20 protein-coding genes are annotated in these 24962 nt (G+C 68.0%); 15 read left to right on the plus strand and 5 right to left on the minus strand.

Annotated features, from left to right (window positions below):
• The coding region (locus AC1D1G_RS14830) for a helix-turn-helix domain-containing protein (RefSeq protein ID WP_477950852.1) at positions 1 to 167 on the minus strand (167 nt) is incomplete at its 3' end.
• 156 nt (positions 168 to 323) lie between these two features.
• Between AC1D1G_RS14830 and AC1D1G_RS14835 the strand changes: the two genes are divergently transcribed.
• The 4 genes from AC1D1G_RS14835 to AC1D1G_RS14850 all read left to right on the plus strand — a co-directional run bounded on the left by AC1D1G_RS14835 (position 324) and on the right by AC1D1G_RS14850 (position 6039).
• Positions 324 to 1469, plus strand: coding sequence for a lipase family protein (locus AC1D1G_RS14835; RefSeq protein WP_477952678.1), 1146 nt, complete (start codon positions 324 to 326; stop codon positions 1467 to 1469).
• A 153-nt stretch (positions 1470 to 1622) separates the two neighbouring features.
• Entirely contained in the window at positions 1623 to 3278 is a 1656-nt protein-coding gene (locus AC1D1G_RS14840) for a sigma-54-dependent Fis family transcriptional regulator (protein WP_477952652.1), read from the plus strand.
• 116 nt (positions 3279 to 3394) lie between these two features.
• The gene (locus AC1D1G_RS14845; protein ID WP_477952653.1) at positions 3395 to 4903 is read left to right on the plus strand and encodes an aldehyde dehydrogenase family protein; all 1509 of its coding nucleotides are present in this window, start codon (positions 3395 to 3397) and stop codon (positions 4901 to 4903) included.
• Positions 4904 to 4926: 23 nt separating this feature from the next.
• On the plus strand, positions 4927 to 6039 hold the full coding sequence (locus AC1D1G_RS14850) for an NDMA-dependent alcohol dehydrogenase (protein WP_061041241.1): 1113 nt from the start codon (positions 4927 to 4929) through the stop codon (positions 6037 to 6039).
• Positions 6040 to 6073: 34 nt separating this feature from the next.
• Here AC1D1G_RS14850 and AC1D1G_RS14855 read toward each other — a convergent pair whose 3' ends face one another.
• Complete coding sequence (locus tag AC1D1G_RS14855) at positions 6074 to 7078, minus strand: LLM class flavin-dependent oxidoreductase (RefSeq protein ID WP_283333736.1); 1005 nt, start codon at positions 7076 to 7078, stop codon at positions 6074 to 6076.
• Between the two features lie 109 nt (positions 7079 to 7187).
• Complete coding sequence (locus AC1D1G_RS14860) at positions 7188 to 8171, minus strand: LLM class F420-dependent oxidoreductase (RefSeq protein WP_280780554.1); 984 nt, start codon at positions 8169 to 8171, stop codon at positions 7188 to 7190.
• 200 nt (positions 8172 to 8371) lie between these two features.
• Here AC1D1G_RS14860 and AC1D1G_RS14865 point away from each other — a divergent pair, with 200 nt between their 5' ends.
• From AC1D1G_RS14865 to AC1D1G_RS14875, 3 genes are all read left to right on the plus strand, one after another.
• Positions 8372 to 12901: an amino acid adenylation domain-containing protein gene (locus tag AC1D1G_RS14865; RefSeq protein ID WP_477952654.1), complete on the plus strand. Its 4530-nt coding sequence runs from the start codon at positions 8372 to 8374 to the stop codon at positions 12899 to 12901.
• Between the two features lie 31 nt (positions 12902 to 12932).
• A complete protein-coding gene (locus AC1D1G_RS14870) occupies positions 12933 to 13709 on the plus strand; it encodes an RsiV family protein (protein WP_477952655.1) in 777 nt (258 codons plus the stop codon).
• 154 nt (positions 13710 to 13863) lie between these two features.
• Positions 13864 to 15486: a flavin-containing monooxygenase gene (locus AC1D1G_RS14875; protein WP_477952680.1), complete on the plus strand. Its 1623-nt coding sequence runs from the start codon at positions 13864 to 13866 to the stop codon at positions 15484 to 15486.
• 74 nt (positions 15487 to 15560) lie between these two features.
• On the opposite strand, the gene AC1D1G_RS14880 is transcribed toward AC1D1G_RS14875, so the two are convergent.
• Positions 15561 to 16067 (minus strand): hypothetical protein, encoded by a 507-nt coding sequence (locus AC1D1G_RS14880; RefSeq protein ID WP_283333739.1) that lies wholly within the window; start codon positions 16065 to 16067, stop codon positions 15561 to 15563.
• A gap of 227 nt (positions 16068 to 16294) precedes the next feature.
• Here AC1D1G_RS14880 and AC1D1G_RS14885 point away from each other — a divergent pair, with 227 nt between their 5' ends.
• The 5 genes from AC1D1G_RS14885 (at position 16295) to AC1D1G_RS14905 (ending at position 21555) form a co-directional block, all read left to right on the plus strand.
• Positions 16295 to 17455, plus strand: coding sequence for a 3-ketosteroid-9-alpha-monooxygenase, oxygenase component (locus tag AC1D1G_RS14885; RefSeq protein WP_037182512.1), 1161 nt, complete (start codon positions 16295 to 16297; stop codon positions 17453 to 17455).
• A gap of 29 nt (positions 17456 to 17484) precedes the next feature.
• A complete protein-coding gene (locus AC1D1G_RS14890; RefSeq protein ID WP_283333741.1) occupies positions 17485 to 18666 on the plus strand; it encodes an acyl-CoA dehydrogenase family protein in 1182 nt (393 codons plus the stop codon).
• Positions 18667 to 18703: 37 nt separating this feature from the next.
• Positions 18704 to 19609: a biphenyl-2,3-diol 1,2-dioxygenase gene (gene bphC / locus AC1D1G_RS14895; protein WP_164059770.1), complete on the plus strand. Its 906-nt coding sequence runs from the start codon at positions 18704 to 18706 to the stop codon at positions 19607 to 19609.
• A 180-nt stretch (positions 19610 to 19789) separates the two neighbouring features.
• A complete protein-coding gene (locus AC1D1G_RS14900) occupies positions 19790 to 20581 on the plus strand; it encodes an IclR family transcriptional regulator (RefSeq protein ID WP_283354395.1) in 792 nt (263 codons plus the stop codon).
• A gap of 20 nt (positions 20582 to 20601) precedes the next feature.
• Entirely contained in the window at positions 20602 to 21555 is a 954-nt protein-coding gene (locus tag AC1D1G_RS14905; protein WP_283354396.1) for an alpha/beta hydrolase, read from the plus strand.
• Here the strand turns inward: AC1D1G_RS14905 and AC1D1G_RS14910 are convergent.
• Positions 21552 to 22289 carry a PadR family transcriptional regulator gene (locus tag AC1D1G_RS14910; RefSeq protein WP_271209576.1) on the minus strand — a complete coding sequence of 246 codons (738 nt, stop codon included), beginning with the start codon at positions 22287 to 22289 and terminating at the stop codon, positions 21552 to 21554. The two genes, AC1D1G_RS14905 and AC1D1G_RS14910, sit on opposite strands and share 4 nt — an antisense overlap.
• 129 nt (positions 22290 to 22418) lie before the next feature.
• On the opposite strand from AC1D1G_RS14910, the gene AC1D1G_RS14915 reads away from it, so the two are divergent.
• The 3 genes from AC1D1G_RS14915 (at position 22419) to AC1D1G_RS14925 (ending at position 24952) form a co-directional block, all read left to right on the plus strand.
• Positions 22419 to 22937: a flavin reductase family protein gene (locus tag AC1D1G_RS14915; RefSeq protein WP_477952657.1), complete on the plus strand. Its 519-nt coding sequence runs from the start codon at positions 22419 to 22421 to the stop codon at positions 22935 to 22937.
• Between the two features lie 92 nt (positions 22938 to 23029).
• Positions 23030 to 24697 (plus strand): FAD-binding protein, encoded by a 1668-nt coding sequence (locus AC1D1G_RS14920; RefSeq protein ID WP_477952658.1) that lies wholly within the window; start codon positions 23030 to 23032, stop codon positions 24695 to 24697.
• Complete coding sequence (locus AC1D1G_RS14925; protein ID WP_005258959.1) at positions 24698 to 24952, plus strand: hypothetical protein; 255 nt, start codon at positions 24698 to 24700, stop codon at positions 24950 to 24952.
• The last annotated feature ends 10 nt before the right edge of the window (positions 24953 to 24962 follow it).

Below are 24962 nucleotides of genomic sequence, written 5' to 3' on the forward strand. Positions count from 1 at the left end.
AACGCTGCGGCGCCCTCGGTGCGGAACCTGCCCACCAGGACGTAGAAGGTATTGCGGGAGATGCCCTGCTCTCGGCACAGGCGGGACACGTTCACCCGTGCCCCGCCTGCGACCGCCGAGACCGCGGCCACGATGTCCGGATTCATCGAAAACCCTTTTCCACCCATGCCCGATTGTCACGGGCACGGGTCGTCAGTGTCCTCGATGTCCTGAGACATCAACTGTCCTGCATGTCCTGAACTCAGACAGTGTGCTCCCGCACGCTTTGCCACTCACGTGCGGGGAGGCTCTATCTTGAAGCGGTGAAGACACACTCGGTACGTATGGCGCGAGCCGCGGCAAGTGTCGCGATCGCATCTCTGACGGTGGGCGGCACCTGCCTCGCCTCCCCGGCCGCGTTCGCCGACGAGGCCGAACGCGGGCCGGGGAGCGTCGTGGAGGTCGAGCCGCTACCGGCCGACCTCTGGATCCCCGGCACTGCCGACGCGCAGCGAATCACCTACTGGTCGATCGGGTCCGACGGGAGCCCCGCACTCAGCAGCGGCGCCGTGTACGTGCCACCGGGGGACGCGCCCGACGGGGGATGGCCGGTGGTCGCGTGGGCACACGGCACGTCCGGGCTCGCGGACGACTGTGCTCCCTCGCTCGTCGGTCCCGCGCTTCCCGAGCGTGACTACCCGTACCTCGGACGCTGGCTCGAGCAGGGATATGCCGTCGTCTCCACCGATTACGTCGGCCTCGGCACACCCGGTGTGATGCCGTACCTCGACGGAAAGGTCGAGGCGCACAGCGTCGTCGACTCTGTGAAGGCCGCCCGCGCCGTCGACGAGTCCCTGTCGAACAAGTGGGTGGTGGTCGGCCAGTCGCAGGGTGGCGGTGCCGCGATCACCACCGCCCGCTACGCCACCGAGTACGGCGGCGAGACGCTCGACTACCGCGGGGCCGTGGGAACGGGTGTGCCCGCGAACATCGAGTTGACACTGCTGCCGCTGGGCCCGGGGGTGCCGCCCACGGCGATCCCCGCCGGCCTCACGTCGTACCTGTTCTACATCCTCGCGGGACTGCGGTCGGCGCACCCCGAGATCGACCTCGACTCGTATCTCACCCCGCTCGGCGCCCGGTACGTGGACGCCGCGGAGCAGCTGTGCGTCAACGACCTCCACGACGCCGCGGAGGGTGTGGTGGTCGGCGACCTGTTCAGCAAGCCGCTGAACCAGATCCCGAACTTCCATGGGCTGCTCGTGGACTACATGGGCGTCCCGACGAGTGGGTACGACCGTCCCCTGTTCATCGGGCAGGGGCTCACCGACATCGACGTGCCCGCGCCCTCGGCGTTCTCGCTGGTCGCGGCACTGACCGCCAACGGTGAGCCGGTCACGTTCAAGACGTATCCGACCGACCACAGCGGCACTCTCGTCGATTCGCAGGCCGACACCATCCCGTTCGTGCGGGGGCTGTTCGACGAGTGAACGCGGCACTGTCCAGATTCCGGACAGTTGCTCGCCGCGCCCACAGGCACTATGGCGTGGGTCACACTGGGTGGGTACGTTCGGGTGTGAGTCGTGCACCGGTGCACGACCCGACCCGCGCGCGGCAAGGAGTCGAGGTTGGAGTTTGGCGGCATGACCGGGCACGCGGCGATGCGGCCGGAGATCGCGTTGTCCTGGAAGCGTTCGGCGCTCAGCGGCCTGGAACCGAGTTCGACGCCGACCGGTGACCCCTGCTCCGACCTGGACAAGTCCAGCCGGCTGCTGCAGGCGGCCCGGCCCGTCCTCGACGAGATGGAACAGCAGATCCAGGGCACCGGATTCTGTGTCCTGCTCGCCGACCGCGACTGCCGCATCGTCGCCCGGCTCTTCGACGGCCCCCGACTCGAGCGCCTGATCGACGGTGCCGGGGCGGTGCTGGGTTCGCGGTTCGGCGAGGACTGCGTCGGGACCACCGCGCTGGGGACGCCGATGGAGGTCCGGCGTGGAGTCGTGATCCACGGCGAGGAGCACTACCTCGAGCGGTTCAAGGACCTCAGCTGTTACGGACACCCGATCGTCCATCCGGTGACGCGCCGCGTCGAGGGCATCCTCGACATGACGGGCGTCGCGTCGCGCGCCAACCCGCTGTTCGCCCCGTTCCTGGCCCGCGCGGCCGGGGACATCGAACGACGGCTGCTCGAAGGGTCCCGGGTGTCTCAGCAGCGGCTCGTGGACGCGTTCCAGCGGGTGTCGCCGCAGAATCAGATGGCGGTCACCGCGATCGGCGAGGACATCCTGCTCAGCAATCGGGTGGCGCTCGACCTGCTCCAGGTGTCCGATCACGCGACGCTGCGAGGACTTGCCGCGGACCTGCGTCCGGAGCAGTCGAAGACGGTGCGCATCCAACTGTCCTCGGGCGAACCGGCGTTGGTCCGCGCCGACCGCGTGGCGGGCACGGACGGCGGGGCCGTGTTCGTCGTCCGACCGGACCGCCGGACCAGCACCCCCATCCGGCGCGGCAAGTCCCCGTCGAGTTCCGTCGTCGAACGCAGCAGGTCGGAGTTGTCGCGACTGCGCGAGACCCGGGATCCGGTGGTGATCAGCGGAGAACCGGGAACCGGCAGGACGACGGCGGTTCGTGATCTGGCCGGCGACCGGTCGCTCGTATGTATGGACGCCGCCGCCATCGCCCTCGACGGCGCCGACGCGTGGATCGACCGACTTCTCACGCTGGCGGCCGGACCCTCCGCGGCCCTGGTGATCGAGGAAGTGCAACTGCTGCCCGAGTCGATGCTGCCGCTGGTCGTGAAGATGCTGGCGGCCGACGCGGGGCCACGCATCGTGATGACGAGTTCCCCTCTGGGTGACCTGCCGCCGGGCGTGGCGGGTCTCGTCGGCCGCTGCCCCGGACAAGTGGTGCTTCCGCCGTTGCGACAACGCAGCCGCGAATTCGCCGACATCGCGCAGGGGATCCTCGATTCCGTCGATCCCGGTCTCCGGCTCACCGCGAGCGCGCTCGACGCTCTGATCGCCCGCGACTGGCCGGGCAACATCGCGGAACTGTCCGTCGTGCTGCAGGCCGCCGCGGGCAGACGCAGCAGCGCGAACATCGCCGTCGCGGATCTGCCTGACCAGTATCGGACGCCGACGCGGGTGTCCCGGCTGGCCGGCCGCGAGCGCGCCGAACGGCAGGCCATCGTCGACGCACTGCAGGAATGCGGCGGCAACAAGGTGCATGCCGCGGCCGCGCTGGGCATCAGCCGCAGCACGCTCTACGTCCGGATCCGAGCCCTCGATATCACCGTCTAGCTGCAGTTTCATCCACCGATCCGCGACCGTCCGGAGGTGTCCGAAGTCAGGACAGTTAGTGATATGGCAACCAGTGCACTATGAGCCACGTCACATTCACAACTTCGGAGGTTTTGATGAYAGCGACGATCGAACCCAGCCAAGCGGAACTCTTGCCGTCGGTACGGAACTTTCTGTCCGGCACCAAGCGATTCCTCGTCGGAGGGCAGTGGGTGGAATCGGCGAGCGGTGAGACGTTCGAGACGATCGACCCGGCCACCGGGCAGGTGCTGACCACCGTCGCGCGCGGCGGCGCCGAAGACGTAGACCGCGCGGTCCGGGCCGCTCGCACGGCGTTCGAGGAAGGCTCGTGGGCCACCATGAAGCCCAACGAGCGGGAACGGCTGATCTGGCGGGTCGGCGACATCCTCTCCGAGCGCGCCGAGGAATTCGGCCAGCTGGAGGCGCTGGACAACGGCAAGTCGGCGGGCATCGCCGCGGCAGTCGACGTCGCCTGGTCGGCCGACATCTTCCGCTACTTCGCGGGCTGGGCCACCAAGATCGAGGGCAGCACGGTCAACGTGAGCATGCCGTTCGTCCCCGGTGGCCAGTTCCATGCGTACACGCTGCGTGAACCCGTCGGCGTCTGCGGTCTGATCGTTCCCTGGAACTTCCCGTTGCTGATGGCCGCATTCAAGCTGGCCCCCGCGCTCGCCGCAGGCAACACGGTGATCCTCAAGCCCGCGGAGCAGACCCCGCTCACCGCGATCCTGCTCGGTGAGGTGTTCGAGGAGGCCGGCTTCCCGCCCGGCGTCGTCAACATCGTCACCGGCTACGGCGATGCCGGCGCGGCACTGTCGGCCCACGACGACGTCGACAAGATCGCGTTCACCGGCTCCACCGAGGTCGGGAAGAAGATCGTCGACGCCGCTAGGGGCAACCTCAAGAAGGTGTCGCTCGAACTCGGCGGCAAGAGCGCCAACGTCGTGTTCGCGGACGCCGACTTCGACGCCGCCGTCACCGGATCGCTCAACGCCTGGCTGTTCAACCACGGCCAGTGCTGCGTCGCAGGCACCCGGATGTTCGTCGAGGACAGCATCTTCGACGACTTCACCGCAGCGGTCGCCGAGGCCGCGAGCCAGGTCAAGATCGGCCCCGGACTCGACCCAACCACCCAGCTCGGACCGCTGGTGTCGCAGGAGCAGTTCGACAAGGTCACCGGCTACCTGGCCGCCGGACTCGCCGACGGCGCCCGCGCCCTCACCGGCGGAAAGCGCTGGGGCGACACCGGCTTCTACGTCGAGCCGACGGTGTTCGTGGACGTGAAACCCGAGTTCAGCATCGTGGAGGAGGAGATCTTCGGCCCCGTCGTCGCAGCGCTCCCGTTCAACGCAGAGGAGGGAGTCGCGAAGGCGGCGAACAGCAGCATCTACGGCCTCGCCGCCGGAATCTGGACCAAGGACCTGTCCAAGGCGCACCTCACGGCCCGTCAGCTCAAGGCCGGTTCGGTGTGGATCAACCAGTACAACGGGTTCGACACCGCCATGCCGTTCGGCGGATACAAGCAGTCCGGTTGGGGACGTGAGCTCGGGGCGACCGCCATCGATCTCTACACCCAGACCAAAGCCGTCAACATCGCACTCTGACCGTCACTCAACGAGGAGAAGACATGAAGACCAAAGCAGCGGTTCTGTTCGAAACGCACAAGCCGTTCGAAATCGTGGAACTCGAGCTCGACGGTCCGGGCCCCGGCGAAGTGCTCATCAAGTATGTGGCGGCAGGCCTGTGCCACTCGGACCTGCACCTCACCGACGGCGATCTGCCACCGCGTTTCCCCATCGTCGGCGGGCACGAGGGTTCCGGCATCATCGAGGAAGTCGGCCCCGGCGTCACCAAGGTGAAGCCCGGCGACCACGTGGTCTGCAGCTTCATCCCGAACTGCGGCACGTGTCGGTACTGTGCCACCGGCCGCCAGAACCTGTGTGACATGGGCGCCACCATCCTCGAGGGTTCGATGCCCGACGGTTCGTTCCGGTTCCACTCGGGCAAGCAGGATTTCGGTGCCATGTGCATGCTCGGCACGTTCGCGGAGCGCGCCACCATCTCGCAGCACTCGGTGGTGAAGGTGGACGACTGGCTTCCGCTGGAGACCGCCGTCCTCGTCGGCTGCGGTGTGCCGTCCGGTTGGGGCACCGCGGTGTACGCCGGCGGAGTTCGCGCCGGTGACACCGTCGTCATCTACGGCATCGGCGGACTTGGCATCAACGCCGTGCAGGGCGCGGTCAGCGCCGGCGCCAAGTACGTCGTGGTGGTGGATCCGGTGGCCATGAAGCGGGAGGCCGCCCTGAAGTTCGGCGCCACCCACGCGTTCGCGGACGCCGCGACCGCGGCGGAGAAGGTCAACGAACTGACCTGGGGACAGGGCGCCGATCAGGCCCTCATCCTGGTGGGCACCGTCGACGAAGAGGTGGTGCAGAACGCGACCGCCGTCATCGGCAAGGGCGGCACCGTCGTCATCACCGGCCTCGCCGACCCCGCGAAGCTCACGGTGCACATCTCGGGAACCGACCTGACCCTGAACCAGAAGACGATCAAGGGTTCGCTGTTCGGCTCGGCCAACCCGCAGTACGACATCGTCCGCCTGCTGCGCCTGTACGACGCGGGTCAGCTCAAGCTCGACGAGCTGATCACCACCAAGTACACGCTCGAGCAGGTGAACGAGGGCTACCAGGATCTGCGGGACGGAAAGAACCTGCGTGGCGTGATCGTCCACGAGCAGTAGGCGGCTTCGCCGCCCGTGCGCCTTTCTGGTTGTGCTAGCTACCAGAAAGGCGCACGGGCGCGGAGCGCCACACGTCGGCGAGCAGGTCGTACGTCTTCAGCCAGGACTCGGTGTTCTCGGCATGGGAGGCGACGATCAGCTCGTCGGCCTGCGCGTGCTCGGCGAACTCGTCGAGGTACGTCTTGACCTCGGTCGGCGTTCCGACGGCGGAGTAGCGCACCATCTGCGCGACCTGCTGACCCGCCGGGGACGTCATGATGAGGTCGACCTCCTCGGGGGTGAATTTCTGCCCCCGACCGACCATCTGCACCACCCGCCGCCGCAGGGACGCTTCGAACTGCCGGTGCGCGTCCTCGGTGGTGTCCGCGGCGATGGCGTTGACGCCGGCGATCACGTACGGCTCGGACAGATCCTCGGACGGCTCGAACCGCTCCCGGTACAGCGTGACGGCGTCGACGAGCGAGTCGGGGGAGAAGTGGGACGCGTTGGCGTAGGGGAGTCCGAGCTTCGCGGCGAGCTGTGCGCCGAACGTCGAGGACCCGAGAATGTAGAGGGGAACGTTGGTGCCCTTGCCGGGGATCGCGTCGACGCCGGGAACCCGTGACACACCGCGGAGGTATGCCTGGAGTTCCAGCACGTCCTGCGGGAAGCGGTCCGCGGACGCCGGGTCGCGGCGCAGCGCATACATCGTCTTCTGATCACTGCCCGGGGCGCGTCCGAGTCCGAGGTCGATGCGACCGGGGTGCAGTGTCTCGAGGGTGCCGAACTGCTCCGCAATCGTCAGCGGCGCGTGGTTCGGCAGCATGATGCCGCCGGCGCCGAGCCGGATGCTCTCGGTGTGCGCGGCGACGTGCGCGATGAGGACGCTCGTCGCGGATGAGCCGATCGACGGCATGTTGTGGTGCTCCGCGTACCAGATGCGGCGGTACCCGCGGGTCTCCGCGAGTTGTGCGAGCTTCACGCTCGCATCGAAACTGTCCCGCGCCGTGTCGCCCTCGCGGATGTAGGCCAGATCGAGAATCGACAGAACAGCGCTCACGGGATTCGTCACCTTTCGTCACCAAGAACAGGCGCGAGAGGCTAGCCTCGCGCACTACCTCTGGGTCCAACCGCAGAGGTAGTGCGCGTATTCCTGGCTGCCGGAACGGTCAGGCGTCGACCAGGGGACGCAACGTGCGCCCGGTGAGTTCGACGATGCCGGGTTCGTGCCCGTTGGCGACGAGGTTGAGGACGATGCCGTCGATTCCCGCGTCGAGGACACGGGTCTTCAGCTGTTCGGCCACCTCGTCGGGGGCACCGCAGAACTGCCGGTCGGTGGCGGCGGCGCGTTCCTCGTCCGACGCCGTCGACAGGTCGACGCCCTGCGTGAGCAGGAAGTCGTGCTGAAGCTGCCGGGCGCGGTCGCCGTCCTCGTCGATGATGACGAAGGCCAGGTAACTGGTCTCCAGCGTGGACCGGTCGCGACCGATCTCCGAGCACCGGGTATCGAGAGCCTCGAGCTTGCGCGGCAGTTCGCGGGCGTTGCAGATGATGTTCAGGTGGTCCGCGAACCGTGCGGCGAGACCGAACGTCTTCTTCTCACCGCCACCTCCCAGCATGATCGGCAGGTCGTCGCGGATCCGCGGCTCGTTGATCGCGTTCTCGACGTGATACCACTTGCCGTCGAACGTCGGACGTTCGCCGTGCAGCATCGGCGCGATGATCTGCAGTGCCTCGTCGAGCCGTTCGAATCGGTCGGTGAACGTGCCGAACTCGTAGCCGTACTGCGTGTGCTCGAGTTCGAACCAGCCGGCGCCGATTCCGAGGACGGCCCGACCGCCGCTGGCGACGTCCAGGGTGGTCACCGCCTTGGCAAGCATGGGCGGGTTGCGGTAGGTGTTGCCGGTGACCAGCGCGGACAGCTGGATGTTGTCGGTGGCCGTGGCGAGGGCGCCGAGGGCGGTGTACGCCTCGAGCATCGGTTCGTCGGGCGCACCGATGCCCGGCAGTTGATAGAAGTGGTCCATCACGAATGCGGTGTCGAAGCCCGCGGATTCGGCCTCGCGGGCCTGCGCGATGACGGTCGGGAACAGGTCCGCGACGGGAGTGGAGTAACTGAAATTCGGCATCTGGTATCCAAGGCGAATAGTCACCCGTTCGACGCTACTCGGGTGGCGGCGCGGGCACCTCCCCGAATAAGGAGGGTAGGCGGGTACGCACCCTGGGGTGCCTGGTGAAGGCGGTGCGGGGCGAGGAGGCTGATGGTTGGTGCCATAGCAGTCGCCGATCCGACATCCGCGACGACTCTGCGCAGTGGGGTGGTGGAGTGCAGAGCGCAGCCTGAGGGGGAAAGATGAATTTCGATTTCGATTCGCAGCAGCAATCCGGCGGCACGGCGTGCGCTTGCCCGGAAAGGCCCGCGCCCGTCCGGCCCGACGTCGCCATCGTGGAACGCCCGCTCGGGCGCCCGGCGCGAGTGGCCGTGGGAGCCTTCCCGCTGACCGCGGCGCAGCGATCCATCTGGTTCGCGCAACAGCTCACGCCGGAGATCCCGTACGTCATCGCCCACTACGTCGATCTGCGCGGTCCGGCCGACCTTGCCGTTCTGTCTGAAGCCACCCGGCGCGCGAATCGCGAATTCGGCTGGGGAGCGGTGCGCCTGGTGGACATCGACGGGCAGCCGCATCAGGTCGTGGACCCAACCGTCGACGACCGGGTGCCCACCACCGACCTTCGCGGCGAGGGCGATCCCGTGGACGCTGCCCACCGCTGGATGCGGAACGACCGGAGCGCTCGCACCGACATGTACGACGGACCGCTCCTCGTCTCGCGCATTCTGCAGCTGGGCGACGATCACTACTACTGGTACTCCCGCGCTCACCACATCGTGTCGGACGGGTACGCCGCGATGATGCTGATGAGCCGCACGGCCGAACTGTATGTCACCGCCATCGAGGGCAGGGAGCCGCCGGACAGCCGGATCGTGGGGCCCGAACGTCTCGTGCGGGAGGACGCGACCTACCGTGCCTCGACCCGGTTCGCCCGGGACCGCGACTACTGGCGCGAATCCGGCGGCGACCTGACTTCCGTCCTCAGCCTCAGCGGTCGCACGGCGCGACCGGACATCGACGCCGGGACGGCGACCGGGCACCCGAGCCCGAGCAAGAGCTCACGGAATTCGACGGCGGTGACGGTCGCCGCCTTCGCCTCCTACCTCGCCAGGATGACCGGCGTCGACGACGTGGTCCTGTCGCTTCCGGTGTCGGCGAGAACGACGGCCCGCCTCAGGTATTCGGGCGGTTCGGTCTCCAATGTGATTCCGTTGCGGCTGAAGGGAATCGGCTCTGCCACCGTCCGTCAGGCGGTCGGAACCGCCGAGGCGGCGTTGACAGCGGCACTGCGGCATCAACGCTACCGCCGCGAGGACATCGGCCGGGACCTCGCCACGGGCGGTGTCGAACTCCTGCATTTCGGTCCGGTGGTCAACGTCATGATGTTCACGAAGGAGATCACGCTCGGCGCCGTGAACGGGACGGTCCGGGTACTCACCACCGGTCCCGTCGCGGACCTCGCCGTCAACATCTATCCGGGGGCAGAGGGCAGCGCCGCCCGCATCGACTTCGAGGGAAATCCGGCACTGTACGACCACGCCGAACTGACCGGACATCATGCGCGTTTCCTCGCCTACCTCGACAGGTTCACCGCATCGATCGAATCGGAACGACCGGTCGCCGACCTCGACGTCTTCCTCGCCGGCGAGCGCGGAGAATTCGCTCCCGCGCAGGGACTTCCGGATGCCGACCCGATCACACTCGACCGTCTCCTCGCGGGGACCGTCGCCGACCACCCGAAGGCGATCGCGATCCGCGATCGCGGACGCGAACTGTCCTACGGTGACCTGGACCGGCTCGCCGGCCGGCTCGCCCGGCTCCTGACCGGCCGGGGCATCGGACCCGAGAGCATCGTCGCGGTCTCCATCCCGCGGTCGCTCGAGTCGGTGCTGGCGTTGTGGGCCGTCGCGAAGGCCGGCGCCGCATACGTTCCGATCGATCCCTCGCACCCGAGCGCTCGCATCGCGTACGCCCTGGACGATTGCGGTGCGACAGTCGGGCTGACCGTCCGCTCGGAGCGCGCCCGACTGCCCGGCACCGTCGCATGGCTGACCACGGATATCGACGAACTCGAAAACCTCTGTGGGGAAACCCTCCCCGGTGCGGAACGGACCCGTCCGCTGCTCGTGGACCATCCCGCGTATCTGATCTACACGTCCGGGTCGACGGGAGCGCCGAAGGGCGTCGTCGTCACCCATCGCGGCCTGGCCAACCTCGCCCAGGAGATTCGGGACAAGTACGCGGTGACCGCGCGTTCTCGTGTCCTGCATTTCGCCTCGCCGAGCTTCGACACCGCGCTCGTCGAAGTGCTCGCGGCCTGTGTCGGCGGCGCGACGCTCGTCGTGACCCCGCCCGGGGTGTTCGGCGGCGAGGAACTGTCACGACTGTTGCGCGACGAACACGTCACCCACCTCCTGACGACGCCGTCCGCCCTGGCCGCCGTCGACTCCTGCGTCATGGACGAACTGGAGTTGGTGCTGGTCGGAGGGGAAGCGTGTCCGCAGGAGCTGGCGCGGCGGTGGGCCGGTGGCCGGACCATGCGGAACGCGTACGGTCCGACGGAGACGACGTGCAGCGTCACTCTCACGGATCCTCTGTCACCGGACGAGCGGATGACGATCGGCTCGCTCATGCGCGGCGTGGACGCGGTGGTTCTGGATCACCGTCTACGTCCGCTTCCGCCGGGCGCTGTCGGAGAGCTCTACCTCGCCACCCCGGCACTCGCCCGGGGTTACCATCGGCGCCCCGGGCTGACCGCGTCCCGGTTCGTCGCCGACCCGTTCGGTCGCAGCGGCTCCCGGATGTTCCGCACCGGCGACGTGGTGCGCTGGACGGCGGCAGGAACGCTCGAGTTTCTGGACAGGGCGGACGACCAGATCAAGATCCGAGGTTTCCGTGTCGAGCTGGGCGAGATCAATGCCGCGCTGAACACGCATCCGGGCGTCGCGTTCGCCGCGACGGTGGTGCAACGGAATTCGGCCGGAGATCCGACCCTGGTGTCCTACATCATGGCCGACGGGGACGCGTTCATCGATCGCGAGGCGTTGAAGGCGCACCTGGCACGATTCCTGCCCGACTACATGGTTCCGAAATCGATCATGCTCGTGAACTCGATCCCGTTGACGCCGACGGGGAAGCTCGACCGGGCGGCGCTCCCGCTGCCGGAGTTCGGCTCGGATTCGGTGCCTCATCGTGACCCGGAGACCCCGGCCGAGCGCCGCGTCGCACGGGTGTTCGCCCAGGTACTCGGCGTGGATACGATCGGCGCCGACGATTCCTTCTTCGATCTCAGCGGCGATTCGCTGTCGGCCATCCGGGTGGTCGCGACGATCAACGCCGAGCTGGGCACCACGCTGGGCGTGCGCGAACTCTTCGATGCACCGACGGTCGCGGCACTCGCACGGACGATCGCGGACACCGGCGCACGCCCGCAGAACGCGGGGCGGTCCGGCGGACCGAAATTGGGCGTCGCACCACTGCCGGACCGGGTGCCGCTGTCCCCGTCGCAGTACTACATCGACCGCACCAAAGGGGAACGCGCTCTCCACAACATCCCGTTCACGGTACGAGTGCGCGGCGGATTCGACGTCGAGGTGCTGCGCTCGGCGATGGCGGATGTGCTGGGCCGACACCGCTCGCTGCGGACGGTGTTTCCCGACTCGCCGTCGGGGCCGTACCAGCGTGTGCTCGACGTGGCCGATGCGTTGCCCGACCTGACTCCGGTGGAGACCGGCGCCGCGGACGTGAAAGCGCAGACGTCGGAGCTGCTGTCCGCGGGATTCGACGTGCGGCGCGAGCCTCCTCTGCGCGCCCGGCTGTTCCGGCTCGGCGACGGCGACCACCTTCTGGCCTGCGTCGTCCACCACATCGCCGCCGACGGCTGGTCGCTCGCGCCGTTGGCACGAGATCTCGCCGACTCCTACCGTGCCCGGGCGAACGGCAGTGAGCCCGCATGGGAGCCGCCGACCGTGCACTACGCCGACTACACGGTGTGGCGCCGGGCCCTGCTCGGTGACGAGGCCGACCCGGACAGCATCGCGTCCCAGCAGATCGCCCACTGGACGAAGGAACTGTCGGGACTTCGGGGGGAGCTCGCGCTGCCCACCGATCGCCCCAGGCCCCGCCGGTGGACCTACCGAGCGGGACGACTTCCGTTCTCCCTCGACGAGCATGCGCACCGCGGCCTGCTGGCCACCGCGCACGAGCACCACGCCAGCCTGTTCACGGCGCTCAGGTCGGCGGTGGCGGTCCTGCTCGCCCGCGTCAGCGGCGACCCCGACATCGCGATCGGAACTCCGATCGCGGGCCGGGGAGACCCGGCGCTCGACGACGTGGTGGGGATGTTCGTCAACACGCTGGTTCTGCGCACCCGGGTGGACCCGACAATGACGCTGTGCGACATCGTCGATCGGTCACGCGGCGTGGAGCTTCGGGCTCTGGCAAATGCCGACGTGCAGTTCGAGCGACTCGTCCAGGTGCTCGACCCGCCGAGGTCGCCGTCCCTGCACCCGCTGTTCCAGGTTGCGCTGTCGCTGAACAACTTCGCTCCCGCGGCCCTGAACGTGTCCGGGCTCGACTTCGAGGTCACACCCCGTCCGCTCGACATCGCCAAGTGCGATCTGCACTTCCACTTCACGGAACGTCACGACGTCGACGGGAGGCCCGCCGGAATCGATGCCGAACTGGTGTATTCCGCCGACCTCTACGACGCGTCCACCGCACAGGGTTTCGTCGACACGCTGCACACCATCGTCGACCCGATCGGTAGGTGACCCCGCGGAATCGACGTGGTAGAGATAGCTCATGAGCGGCATCCGGAGATCTGGTCGGGCAGCGGCGCTCGTTGCGGTGGTCCTCGCACTCGCCGCCTGCTCCGACCAAGCCGGCACCGCAGTGAGCGAGCCGTCGACAACGACGACCGTGTCCGCCGCGGACACGCCTGGCACCGAGGCGACCACGCCCGCGAGCCTGCCGTACACGGAGACGGAACTGCAGGTCACGGGTTCCACCGGCCGTGTCGGCTACGACGTCCTCATCCCGCAGATCGAGGGTGGAAATCCGGCGGTCACCGCCGAGTTCAACGAATCGATGCGCGCCGCACTCCAGGACCAGATCGACGGCTGGGGCACCGACGCCTTCACGCTGAGCAGCCAGGAGCACAGCGTCGCGCACATCGGCGAGCACGTGATCAGCGGGCTGCTGGTGACGTCGTGGAACGCCGACCCACCCGGTGCGCATCCGACACCGATCGTCGCGACGGTGGTGGTGAATGCCGACACCGCCGCGCCGATCACGCTCGGTGATCTCTTCCCCGACCTGCCGGCGGGACTGCAGACGCTGTCGAACGAATCCGCGCGCCTGCTCCCCGAGACGGTCGCCGGAGCGGACTTCGAGCGCAGCGGCATCGAGCCGACCGAGGCGAACTTCGCGAATTGGCTGGCCACCCCGGCAGGCATGGAGATCCATTTCAACGACTACCAGGTGGGGCCGCACGCCATCGGACTCGTCACCGTCACCGTGCCGTGGGACGCGCTGGCCGACGTGATCGACCCCGCTCTCGCTCCCGTCGTGTCCAGTTAGGCGCTGCCCGACCGCTCACCGGGAACGAACCTGTGGCTGCCCGGTGCCGCGACCTACCGTCCCAGACAGGCCTTTGCTGCCGAATGTGTCTGTCGAATGGGAGAGGAGCGCGCCCGTGAGTGCACGCACCGAAGTTGATGCTCGTGCGAATCGGATCGGCGACGTGGACGCGGTTGTCGTCGGCGCGGGATTCGCGGGACTGTACGCCGTCCACAAGCTGCGGAGCCTGGGGCTGACCGTCCAGGGCGTGGAGGCGGCGGGAGGCGTCGGCGGAACGTGGTTCTGGAACCGCTATCCCGGCGCCCGGTGCGACGTGGAAAGCGTCGACTATTCGTACTCGTTCTCGCGGGAACTCGAGCAGGAGTGGGACTGGAGCGAGAAGTACGCCACCCAGCCCGAGATCCTTGCGTACATCAATCACGTCGCGGACCGGTTCGACCTGCGCGACCGTTTCCTGTTCGGCACCCGGGTCACCTCCGCGGAACTGGACGAGGAGTCGCTCCGGTGGGAGGTACGCACCGACCGCGGCGACGTGCTGTCCGCCCGGTACTGCATCTTCGCGACCGGCGCGCTGTCCACCGCGAACATGCCGAACATCCCGGGCCGCGAATCGTTCACCGGGGACACACATCACACCGGACAGTGGCCGCACGAGGGTGTCGACTTCACCGGCAGGCGGGTCGGGATCATCGGCACCGGTTCCTCGGGAATTCAGTCGATTCCCCTCATCGCCGAGCAGGCCGAGCACCTGTACGTATTCCAGCGCAGCGCCAACTACAGCGTCCCGGCGGGCAACCAGACGTGGGACGACGAGATGCGGCGCGCGATCAAGGCGGGATACGACGAGCGCCGACGGCTGTCCCGGGAAAGCGGTGGCGGCTCGCCGTACAACGCACATCCGAAGTCGGCGCTGGAGGTCTCCGACGAGGAACGTCGCGAGGCCTACGAGACGCGGTGGAAGCTCGGCGGGGTGCTGTTCGCGAAAACCTTTCCGGACCAGACGAAGACCGAGGCCGCGAACGCGACGGCACGCCAGTTCGCCGAGGAGAAGATCCGCCTGCTCGTCGACGACCCCGCCGTCGCGGACAAGCTGATCCCGAACGATCACCCCATCGGGACCAAGCGGATCGTCACCGACACCCACTATTTCGAAACGTACAACCGGCCGAACGTCACCCTGGTGGATCTGAAGGCGGCGCCGATCGAAGCGATCACCCCGTCGGGGATCACCACCGCAGACGCCGACTACGCCCTCGACACACTGGTGTTCGCCACCGGATTCGATGCCATGACCGGCGCCCTCGACCGCATGCGGATCGTCGGGCGCGACGGTGTGTCGCTTTCCGAGTACTGGAGTGAGGGGCCGAAAACCTATCTCGGTCTGGGTGTTCCGGGGTTCCCGAACCTGTTCGTCGTGACGGGGCCGGGAAGTCCGTCGGTGCTGGCGAACATGGTGCTCGGCGCCGAACAGCACGTCGACTGGATCGCGGACTGCATCGAGCACCTGTGGGAGAAGGACCACGACGCGATCGAGGCGTCCGTCCCCGCCACCGAGCAGTGGGTGGAGCACTGCCGTGAGCTCGCCGCGCAGACCCTGTTCCCGTTGGCGAACTCCTGGTACATGGGTGCCAACATTCCGGGCAAGCCCCGCGTGTTCATGCCGTACCTCGGGGGCTTCGGCGCGTACGGGCGGATCTGCGCGGACGTCGCGGAGGAGGGGTTCCGCGGTTTCGAGTTCAGCCGTTCCCGGACGAGGCTGGCCGACCCGGTGGGATAGTTTCCCAGACATTGGTCAGCCGCGCAGACAATTGCCTGCGCGGCTGACCAATTCGTGGAAGAACGAGGTCGAGATCAGTCGGGGAGTGCGTACGTGGCCCACGCCTGCGCGAGCACGTCACCACCCTGCGTGCACGTGACGGTGACGTCCGCCATACGTGTGCCGTCCTGGACGTACGTCTGCTGCAGCGACGCGGAGAAGTCCGCTGCGGACGGCACGGCCCGCCGGATGCGGGTGCGGAACCTGCGGAGAGTCCCGGGGAACTGCTCGGCGCAGTAGCGCTCCAGCAGGTCCACCGACCGGTCGTCGGATGTCGGAGTTCCGGTGAAGCTGTTCGTCCAGAACTCGAAGACCAGCTGCTCGTCGCGGTTGCGGAAGCGGACGAGCAGGTCGTGGTCGCCCACCCTCCGGACCTGCGGGGACAGGGCGTCGTCCGACGTCCGGTGCGGTCGCAGCAGGAGGAAATCGTGCTCGACGGCCGCTCCCGGCTCGGGTGCGACGACCACCCCGCTCGGGACGGCGTCGGCGCAGAGCCGGCGAACCTCCGCTGTGTACCGCTGCGAAGAGATGAGTGCGGCCATCGTTCCTCCCAATTTCCGGGTATGTGATCCGCACGGTAGTCGCCGCGGCCCGTAAACGGGGGGGTGTGGTCCCTGTGATCGGGACGCCGAACTTCCGCTCTGAGGCGTGGATGCGAAAGCCTCTCGCTGAGTGGGAGAGTCGGGTACCGCTGCGGACCCGTCGCGAAGACTATGAGCTACACCACACCCCGAGGGTGTTCTTGACGTACAGCGAGGCGGAGGTAGACATGGCGCGCAACAGTGCCGTTGACGGCGACGAAGTCCGGATGATCGAAGTGGGATCGGCACCAACGCGTTTCGCGCGTGGGTGGCATTGCCTGGGTCTGGCGAACACCTTCAGGGACGGTGCCCCGCATCAGGTCGATGCGTTCGGGACGTCGCTGGTGGTGTTCGAAACCTCGGACGGGACCCTCAGCGTGCTCGACGCCTACTGCCGTCACATGGGTGGCAACCTGGCGCACGGCACCGTGAAGGGCGATTCCATCGCGTGCCCCTTCCACGACTGGCGCTGGGGCGGCAACGGCAAGTGCACGGGAATCCCGTATGCGCGACGCGTCCCGCCGCTGGCGCGGACCCGGGCCTGGACGACCATCGAGCGCAACGGGCAGCTCTACGTCTGGAACGACCCGCAGGGCAACCCGCCGCCCGCCGACGTGACGATTCCCGAGATCGAGGGATTCGGCTCCCCTGAATGGACCGACTGGACCTGGAATTCGCTGCTCGTCGAGGGCTCGCACTGCCGCGAGATCGTCGACAACGTGGTCGACATGGCGCACTTCTACTACGTCCACTTCTCGTTCCCGCGTTACTTCAAGAACGTCTTCGAAGGGCACGTGGCCACCCAGTACATGCAGTCGACGCCCCGCCACGACATCTCGGTGGGCACCAGCTACGACGACCCCAATTCGACGCTGCGTTCGGACGCGTCGTACTTCGGCCCGTCCTACATGATCGACAAGCTGTGGAGCGAAGCGAACGGCATGATGATCGAGACTGTGCTGATCAACTGCCACTACCCGGTTACCGCGAATTCGTTCGTCCTGCAGTGGGGCGCCATGGTGAAGAAGCCCGAGGGGCTGTCCGACGAGGTGGCGAACGGCATGGCGGCGCAGTTCGCCGAGGGCGTGGAACTCGGGTTCAAGCAGGACGTCGACATCTGGCTCAACAAGTCGCGCATCGACAACCCGCTGCTGTCGGAGGAGGACGGGCCGGTGTACCAGCTGCGTCGCTGGTACCAGCAGTTCTACGTGGACGTCGAGGACATCACCGACGACATGACCAAGCGCTTCGAATTCGAGATCGACACCACCAGGGCGGTGCAGAGCTGGGAGGCGGAAGTCGCCGACAACCTCGCCAACGGCGTCGTGCCGCTCGACACCAACGCCTGAGCCCGGCTCCGAAAAGAAGGACACGACAGATGACCCACGAGGTTCTCGACAACATCATGGCGATCGCGGATCAGCTCCGCGATCAGGCGCCCGAGGCCGAGCGGATCGGCCGGCTGCCCGACGACACGGCGAAGAAGCTCCGCGAGGCCGGGCCGATCAAGCTGCTCCAGCCCGGCAAGTACGGCGGCTACGAGGCTCATCCGCGCGAGTTCGCGGAGACGGTCATGGCCGCCGCGTCCCTCGACCCGGCGACCGGTTGGGTGTGCGGCATCGTCGGCGTGCACCCCTGGCAGCTGGCGTTCGCCGACCCGAAGGTGCAGGACGAGGTGTGGGCGGCCGACAACGACACCTGGATGGCCTCGCCGTACGCGCCGACCGGGATCGCGACCCCGGTCGACGGCGGCTACCTCTTCAGCGGACGCTGGCAGTTCTCGTCGGGAACCGATCACTGCGACTGGATCTTCCTCGGCGCGATGCTCGGCGACAAGGACGGCGCGATGGCCCTGCCGCCGAAGATGCTGCACATGATCCTGCCGCGCAGCGACTACGAGATCGTCGAGGACTCATGGAACGTCGTCGGCCTCAAGGGCACCGGTTCCAAGGACATCATCGTCCGGAACGCGTTCGTCCCCGACTACCGGGTGATGGACGCCGACGAGGTCATGAACGGCACCGCGGTGCAGAAGTTCGGGCGCACCGAGACGCTGTACAACATGCCGTGGTCGACGATGTTCCCGCTCGGAATCTCCTCCGCCGTGGTGGGAATCGCCGAGGGCGCCTTGGCCGCTCACCTCGACTACCAGCGCGACCGCGTCGGAGCGCAGGGCACCGCGATCAAGGACGACCCCTACGTGCTGTTCGCGGTCGGCGAGGCCGCGGCCGACATCAATGCCGCCCGCCAGGAACTCCTCGCCAACGTCGACAGGATCTGGGACCTCGTCGAGTCGGGCAGGGAGGTCACGTTCGAGGACCGCGCGGCCGGGCGCCGGACGCAGGTGCGTGCCGCGTGGCGTGCGGTCACAGCCGTCGACCAGATCTTCGCCCGCTCCGGCGGCAACGCGCTGCGCATGGACAAGCCGCTGCAGCGGTACTGGCGGGACGCGCACGCCGGCCTGGCGCACGCCATCCACGTCCCGAGCACCGTCTACCACGCCTCCGCGCTCAGCTCGCTCGGCCTCGACCCGGCCGACAACCTCAAGTCGATGATCTGACCGCCGTCGGACCTCGAAAACAGCAGAAGGACAACACATGACAGATATCAAGGGGCTTGGCTACGTCAAGATCCAGACCAACGACCTGGAGCGGTGGCGCACGTTCGCGTTCGACGTGCTCGGATTCGCCGAGGGATCGGGCCCGGACGAGGACGCCCTGTACCTCCGCATGGACGAGCGCGCGGCCCGCATCGTGATCGTGCCGGGCGAGACGGACGAAGTCGTCACCATCGGGTGGGAGGTCCGCGATCATGCAGGTCTGGTCCGCGTCCAGGAGGCGGTCGAGGGCGCCGGGATCGCCGTCAAACCGCTGTCGGTGGAAGAGGCCGACGCCCGCCGCGTCGAAGAGGTCGTCACGTTCCAGGATCCGACCGGTGCGACGATCGAGGTCTTCCACGGCGCCGTCCTCGACCACAGCCCGGTGGTCACCCCGTTCGGCGCGAAGTTCGTGACGGGGGCGCAGGGTCTCGGCCACGTGGTGCTGCCGGTGATGGATTTCAGCGGCGCGTTCGACTTCTACACCGAGGTGCTCGGATTCCTGCCCCGCGGCGCCTTCCGCATCCCGGCACCGCCGGAGTTCGGTCCGATGCGGGTGCGCTTCCTGGGTGTCAACGAGCGGCACCACAGCCTCGCGCTGTGCCCGGCACCGCACGGCGGGGCGCCGGGACTGGTGCACATCATGGTGGAGGTCGACACGCTCGACGCCGTCGGCCAGGCGCTCGACCGCGTCGTCAAGGACGGGTTCTCCGTCTCCTCGACCCTCGGCCGCCACACGAACGACAAGATGGTGTCGTTCTACGTGCGTGCCCCCGGCGGCTGGGACATCGAGTTCGGCACCGAGGGCATGAAGGTGGACGAGAAGTACTACTCCGCGGAGGAGATCACCGCGGACAGCTACTGGGGCCACGACTGGTCCGGAAGCGAGCCGCTGGCGGCGATGTAAGGGGTGTCCGGGCCCGGTGTGCGTATCCACTCGATGCGTGCACCGGGCCTGTGGGCTGTTCGGGGCTGTTCGGGGCCGTTCAGCCAGCACTATTGCAAATAGGTATATGCCTATTTATAGTAAGTGTCGCCAGTCACACACCGCGTCGCCGCACCGAGCAGCGCCGCTACGGAGGTCCCCATGACGACGACACTCAGCCCCACCCCCACCGCCGGCCTCGATCGCGCCGCCCTTCTCCTCGACGCCTTCGACGGCCCGGGCAGGCTCACGCTCGCGCAGATCGTGCGCCGCACGGGGCTTCCGCGCTCCTCCGCACACCGGATGCTCGAACGTCTCGTCCAGCTGCGGTGGCTCCGCCGGGAAGGCCGGGACTACGAACTCGGCATGCGGCTGTTCGAACTCGGGTCGCTGGCCGTGCACCAGGACCGTCTGCACCGGGCCGCCCTGCCGTTCCTGCACGAACTCCACCGGCTCACCGGGCACGCCGTGCACCTCGCGGTGCTCGAGGGGATCGACGTCGTCTACCTGGAGAAGATCGCCGGACGGTTCGGCGTCGGGTTGCCGTCCCGCGTCGGCGGCCGCCAGCCCGCGCACTGTACGAGCGTCGGCAAGGTGCTGCTGGCCCACTCGCCCGAGTCCGTGGTCGACCGCGTCGTCGAAGCGGGTCTGCCCCGCAGCACACGATTCAGCATCGACTCGCCCGCGGCGTTCCGTGCCGAGTTGCAGAAGACCCGCGAACGCGGAGCGGCGTACGACCGGGAAGAGGATCTCGTCGGCGTCAGCTGCGTCGCCGTGCCGGTGGGCGCCGACGACAACGTGGTCGCGGCCATCTCCGTGTGCGGTCCGAGCAGCCAGATCAAGCTCGATCACCGCCTGACCGCGCCGATCCGCATGTCCGCCAAGGGCACCTGGCGCAACTACATGGCGACCGCGACGCCGGCCGCCGGCCGCGCCGACCGATACTCCGCCTGAGGCGGGACGAAGGAGCACGAATGCCGCTCGACGAGCAGGCCGAGACCATCCTCCGGGGACTGAACGAGAACTTCCCCCGGGTGGAGACCATGACGGGCGCCCAGGCGCGGGCGGCGACGAGGGCGGGACGCAAGGCCGTCGCCGACCCCGAGCCGGTCGGTAGTGTGCGCGACCGGGAGATCCCCGGCGGGGCTGGACCGATTGCCGTGCGGATCTATTCGCCGGCAGGGCATCCCGCGGAATCCCTGCCCGTCGTCGTCTTCTTTCACGGCGGCGGGTTCGTGATCTGCGACCTCGACAGCCACGACGGCTTCTGTCGCGCGATGTGCAACGGGATCGGCGCCGTCGTCGTCTCCGTCGACTATCGACTCGCCCCGGAATCGCAGTGGCCCGCCGCAGCGGACGACGCCTACGCCGCGACGTGCTGGGTCGCGCGGCACGCCCGCGAGTTCGGCGGAGATCCGGATCGTCTTCTCGTCGCCGGCGACAGCAGTGGGGGCAATCTCGCGGCGGTCGCGGCGCTGATGGCCCGGGACCGGGAGGCCCCCGCCGTCACCGGGCAGCTGCTGATCTACCCYGTCATCGAACCGGTCTTCGACACCGAGTCCTACGAGCTGTTCGCGGAGGGTCATTTCCTCACCCGCTCTGCGATGCAATGGTATTGGGATCAGTACCTGCCGACCCACCGCGAGACCGTACCCGCCTACGCCGCCCCGGTCCGGGCCGAGGACCTCGGCGGGCTTCCGCCCGCGATCGTGATCACCGCCGAACGTGATCCCCTCCGGTACGAGGGGGAGAAGTACGCCGCGGCGCTCGCCGACGCCGGTGTTCCCGTGCAGTGCCGGCGGGTCGAGGGAATGTTCCACGGATTCTTGACGATCGACGCGATGGCCGCGGCGCAGACCGCGCGGCGGGAACTGTGGCCTCGGCTCCGGAATCTGGTGGCCGAACCGGTGCGGACTCCGTCCGACTAGTCTTCGCGCTCCGTCTCGTCGTCCGCGTCCCGTGCCGCCTTCATCGCGGCCTGGTACTCCTTCTGCGCCTCGCGGGAGCGCCGGATCGAATGCGATGCGGTCGGTTTCGGCACACCGGGATGTTCCGGCGTCCCTTCACCGTGCATCCGCTCGACGGCCTCGTCGATGTCGGCGAGCATCTGCTTCGCGAGCTCGCTCTCGGCGGCGTAGTACCGCTCGGACCACTTGTTGACCATGTGCGCGAACGCCCACGTCGGTTCGACGTCGGAATCGCGGGCGTCGAGCGCGGCCTGCCTGCTCATCCCCTCCACGTACGAAATGTGCTCCTTCAGGGCATCTTTGAGCTGCTCCGGCTCGGTGAGGTGACCGAGCCACATGCGCAGCATCACGCCGTGCTTGAGGACGGGCGGATCGATCGGCGCCTCCCGCGCCCAGCTGCGCATGACGGCCATGCCCGCGTCCGTGATCTTGTACAGGCGCTTGGGTTTCACCCGTGCCTCGTCGTCCACGACGGTCCGGGACGTCACGTATCCCAGGTCTTCCAGCTTCTTCAGCTCCGAATACACCTGGCTGAAGGACGGGCTCCAGTAGAAGAAACGCACACTGTACGACGCCCACTTCTTCAGGTCGTAGCCGGACAGTTCCTCGCCGAACGACAGGATGCCGAGTACCGGCCAGCTCGTCGATCGGAGGCCGGCGAACCCGGAGCTCTGTGTGGGGTCGGACGATGGCATTTCCCGAGCCTATCAACCGTGCGCCGACTGCCGGACACGCGAAACCCTGCCGCTGGGCGGGACGGGGCATTCCCCGCCTGCAGGCGCCGCGGCCAGGCTGAACGCAACCCGTCGATCCGAGGAGACACGATGACCCGAACCGAAGAACCCGTGCCGCCGACGGCACGACGCATCGACCCCGCCGAGCTCAAGTCGGTGCTCGGCCACTTCTGCACCGGAGTCACGGTGATCACCGCGCACGACGGCGAGAGCCTACACGGCTTCACATGTCAGTCCTTCGTGTCGCTGTCGCTGGACCCGCCGTACGTGTCCTTCAGCCCCGCACGGACGTCGACCAGCTGGCCGCGGCTGCGGGCGAGCGAACACATCTGCGTCAACGTCCTCGCCCACGACCAGCGCGACGTGTGCGGGACGTTCGCGACCAGCGGCGCCGACAAGTTCGCCGACGTCGGGTGGTCGCACGCCCGCAACGGTGCCCCTGCGCTGGACGGTGTGCTGGCCCAGGTGCAGGCCACCGTCGAATTCGAGCACGACGCCGGCGACCACACCATCGTCGTCGCGCGCGTCACCGGTCTGGACGTGCTCAGGGATGCGCCGCCGCTCCTGGTGTACCGCGGCGGGCTCGGCATCTTCACCGCGGCCACCTAGCCGCGCTGTCTCCCGCTCCGCGGGAAAGGCTGTGGGAAACAGCAATTGACACCGGCAGAGTGTGATCGAGACCACTTCGGAAGGTGTGCACGATGAGCGTAGACGAGCAGAACTGGGACCGGGAGGTAGATCTCCTGGTGATCGGCAGCGGTGCCGGTGGCATGACCGCCGCCCTCGCCGGGGCCGAGCGAGGGCTCGACACCCTCGTCGTCGAAAAGTCCGGGGTGTACGGCGGTTCGACGGCACTGTCGGGTGGCGCCCTGTGGATTCCCAACTCGCCGATCCTCGTCCGTGAAGGCCGCGCCGACGACCCCGACGACGTCCGGAAGTACCTGGAGTCGATCGTCGGCAACAGCGTGCCGGCCGAGCGCCTCGACGCGTACATCGAGCAGGGGCCGGCCATGATGCGGTTCTTCGAACAGAACTGCCCGCATCTCCGGTTCTCCTGGTGCGAGGACTATTCCGACTACCACCCCGAGAACGTGGGCGGACGGCCGAAAGGGCGGACGGTCGAACCGCTGCCGTTCGACATGAACCAGCTCGGCGCCGACGGCGACCTGCAGCGGCCGAACTCCCTCGCGATGCCCGGTGGGCTGTACATGACGTCCACCGAGTTCCGTCACCTCAACATGGTCTTCCGCACCTGGGCCGGACGCAGGACCGCGCTGGGCGTCGGCTGGCGTTCGGTCGTGGCGATGCTGCGGCGCAGGCGGATGGAGACTCTGGGGCAGGCCCTCGTCGGGCGTCTGCGGCTCACGCTCCAGGAGGCCGAGGTTCCGCTGTGGCTGAATTCCCCGCTGAAGGGTCTGGTCACCGACGAATCCGGAGCCGTCACGGGCGCGGTGGTCGAGTCCGGGGGACGGGAACTGCGCGTGCGCGCCCGCCGCGGCGTCATGATGGCCACCGGCGGGTTCGAGCAGAGCGAGGAGATGCGCAAGCGGTTCCTCCGGGAAGGCGGCAAGGACAACTACAGCGCCGGCTCACCCGACAACACCGGAGACGGAATCGTCGCCGGCGAGCAGGTCGGCGCGGCCGTCGATCTGATGGACGACGCGTGGTGGATGCCGTCGTTCCGGCGGCCGGACGGCATCATGCACGTCCTGGTGTCGGAGCGGTCGATTCCGCCGTCGCTGATCGTCGACCAGAACGGCAAGAGGTTCACCAACGAGGCGTCCCCGTACGTGTCGTTCGTCCACGACCAGATCGCCGGTGGTCACGACCCGGTGTGGTTCGTTTTCGATTCGAAGGCCAAGAGCCGCTACCAGTTCGGTGGTGTGATGCCCGGGCAGAAGTTCCCCGCCGAGTGGTTCGAGACGGGGCTGATGCAACGCGCCGCAACCCTCGGCGAACTCGCGCAGAAGATGGGCGTTCCCGCGGAGTCGCTGACCGCGGAGATCGCCCGGTTCAACGGTTTCGCGCGTGCGGGGGTCGACGCCGACTTCGGTCGCGGCGACAGCGCCTACGACCGGTACTACGGCGACCCGCGACTGCCCAACCCGACCATGGACGAGGTGGAGAAGGCCCCGTATTACGCGGTGCGGATGGAAGCAGGCGACCTCGGCACCAAAGGCGGGCTCGTGTGCAACGAGCACAGCCAGGTGTGCCGCAGCAGCGGCGAACCGATCCCCGGGCTCTACGCCACCGGCAACACGTCGGCGTCCGTGATGGGCAACGACTACGCCGGTGCGGGCGCGACGATCGGTCCCGCGATGGTGTTCGGCTGGGTCGGCGCCCGGCACGCAGCCGGGGCGGTGAGCTGAGTGCTTCCGGTCGAATGCCGGCGCTGCGGTAACGCGGTGCTCGTGGAGAAATACAGCGAGGCGCACACGAGCGTGCAGTGGCTGGGCGACGCCGAGCAGACCTGCCCGGAGTTCGCACGGCGTGCGCAGGAGGGAGAGCACTCGATGTTCGTCCCCACCTGCGGCGCGCTGCGCGGATCGATCGACGACGCGGTGGAGGACGGGCGGGTGGGGCTCTCCCTGCGCAGCTACCCGACTCCCGGCCGCCTGGACTAGAGAGGACAAC

This window comes from Rhodococcus sp. P3_B8, assembly GCF_056402775.1.

What these genes read in the sequence shown, in the direction of transcription:
- AC1D1G_RS14920 (WP_477952658.1), top strand. Translation starts at nt 23,030, where the DNA reads ATGAGCGTAGACGAGCAGAACTGGGACCGGGAGGTAGATCTCCTGGTG.
- AC1D1G_RS14835 (WP_477952678.1), top strand. Translation starts at nt 324, where the DNA reads ATGGCGCGAGCCGCGGCAAGTGTCGCGATCGCATCTCTGACGGTGGGC.
- AC1D1G_RS14850 (WP_061041241.1), top strand. Translation starts at nt 4,927, where the DNA reads ATGAAGACCAAAGCAGCGGTTCTGTTCGAAACGCACAAGCCGTTCGAA.
- AC1D1G_RS14870 (WP_477952655.1), top strand. Translation starts at nt 12,933, where the DNA reads ATGAGCGGCATCCGGAGATCTGGTCGGGCAGCGGCGCTCGTTGCGGTG.
- AC1D1G_RS14840 (WP_477952652.1), top strand. Translation starts at nt 1,623, where the DNA reads ATGACCGGGCACGCGGCGATGCGGCCGGAGATCGCGTTGTCCTGGAAG.
- AC1D1G_RS14865 (WP_477952654.1), top strand. Translation starts at nt 8,372, where the DNA reads ATGAATTTCGATTTCGATTCGCAGCAGCAATCCGGCGGCACGGCGTGC.
- AC1D1G_RS14910 (WP_271209576.1), bottom strand. Translation starts at nt 22,289, where the DNA reads ATGCCATCGTCCGACCCCACACAGAGCTCCGGGTTCGCCGGCCTCCGA.
- AC1D1G_RS14880 (WP_283333739.1), bottom strand. Translation starts at nt 16,067, where the DNA reads ATGGCCGCACTCATCTCTTCGCAGCGGTACACAGCGGAGGTTCGCCGG.
- bphC (WP_164059770.1), top strand. Translation starts at nt 18,704, where the DNA reads ATGACAGATATCAAGGGGCTTGGCTACGTCAAGATCCAGACCAACGAC.
- AC1D1G_RS14885 (WP_037182512.1), top strand. Translation starts at nt 16,295, where the DNA reads ATGGCGCGCAACAGTGCCGTTGACGGCGACGAAGTCCGGATGATCGAA.
- AC1D1G_RS14890 (WP_283333741.1), top strand. Translation starts at nt 17,485, where the DNA reads ATGACCCACGAGGTTCTCGACAACATCATGGCGATCGCGGATCAGCTC.
- AC1D1G_RS14900 (WP_283354395.1), top strand. Translation starts at nt 19,790, where the DNA reads ATGACGACGACACTCAGCCCCACCCCCACCGCCGGCCTCGATCGCGCC.
- AC1D1G_RS14915 (WP_477952657.1), top strand. Translation starts at nt 22,419, where the DNA reads ATGACCCGAACCGAAGAACCCGTGCCGCCGACGGCACGACGCATCGAC.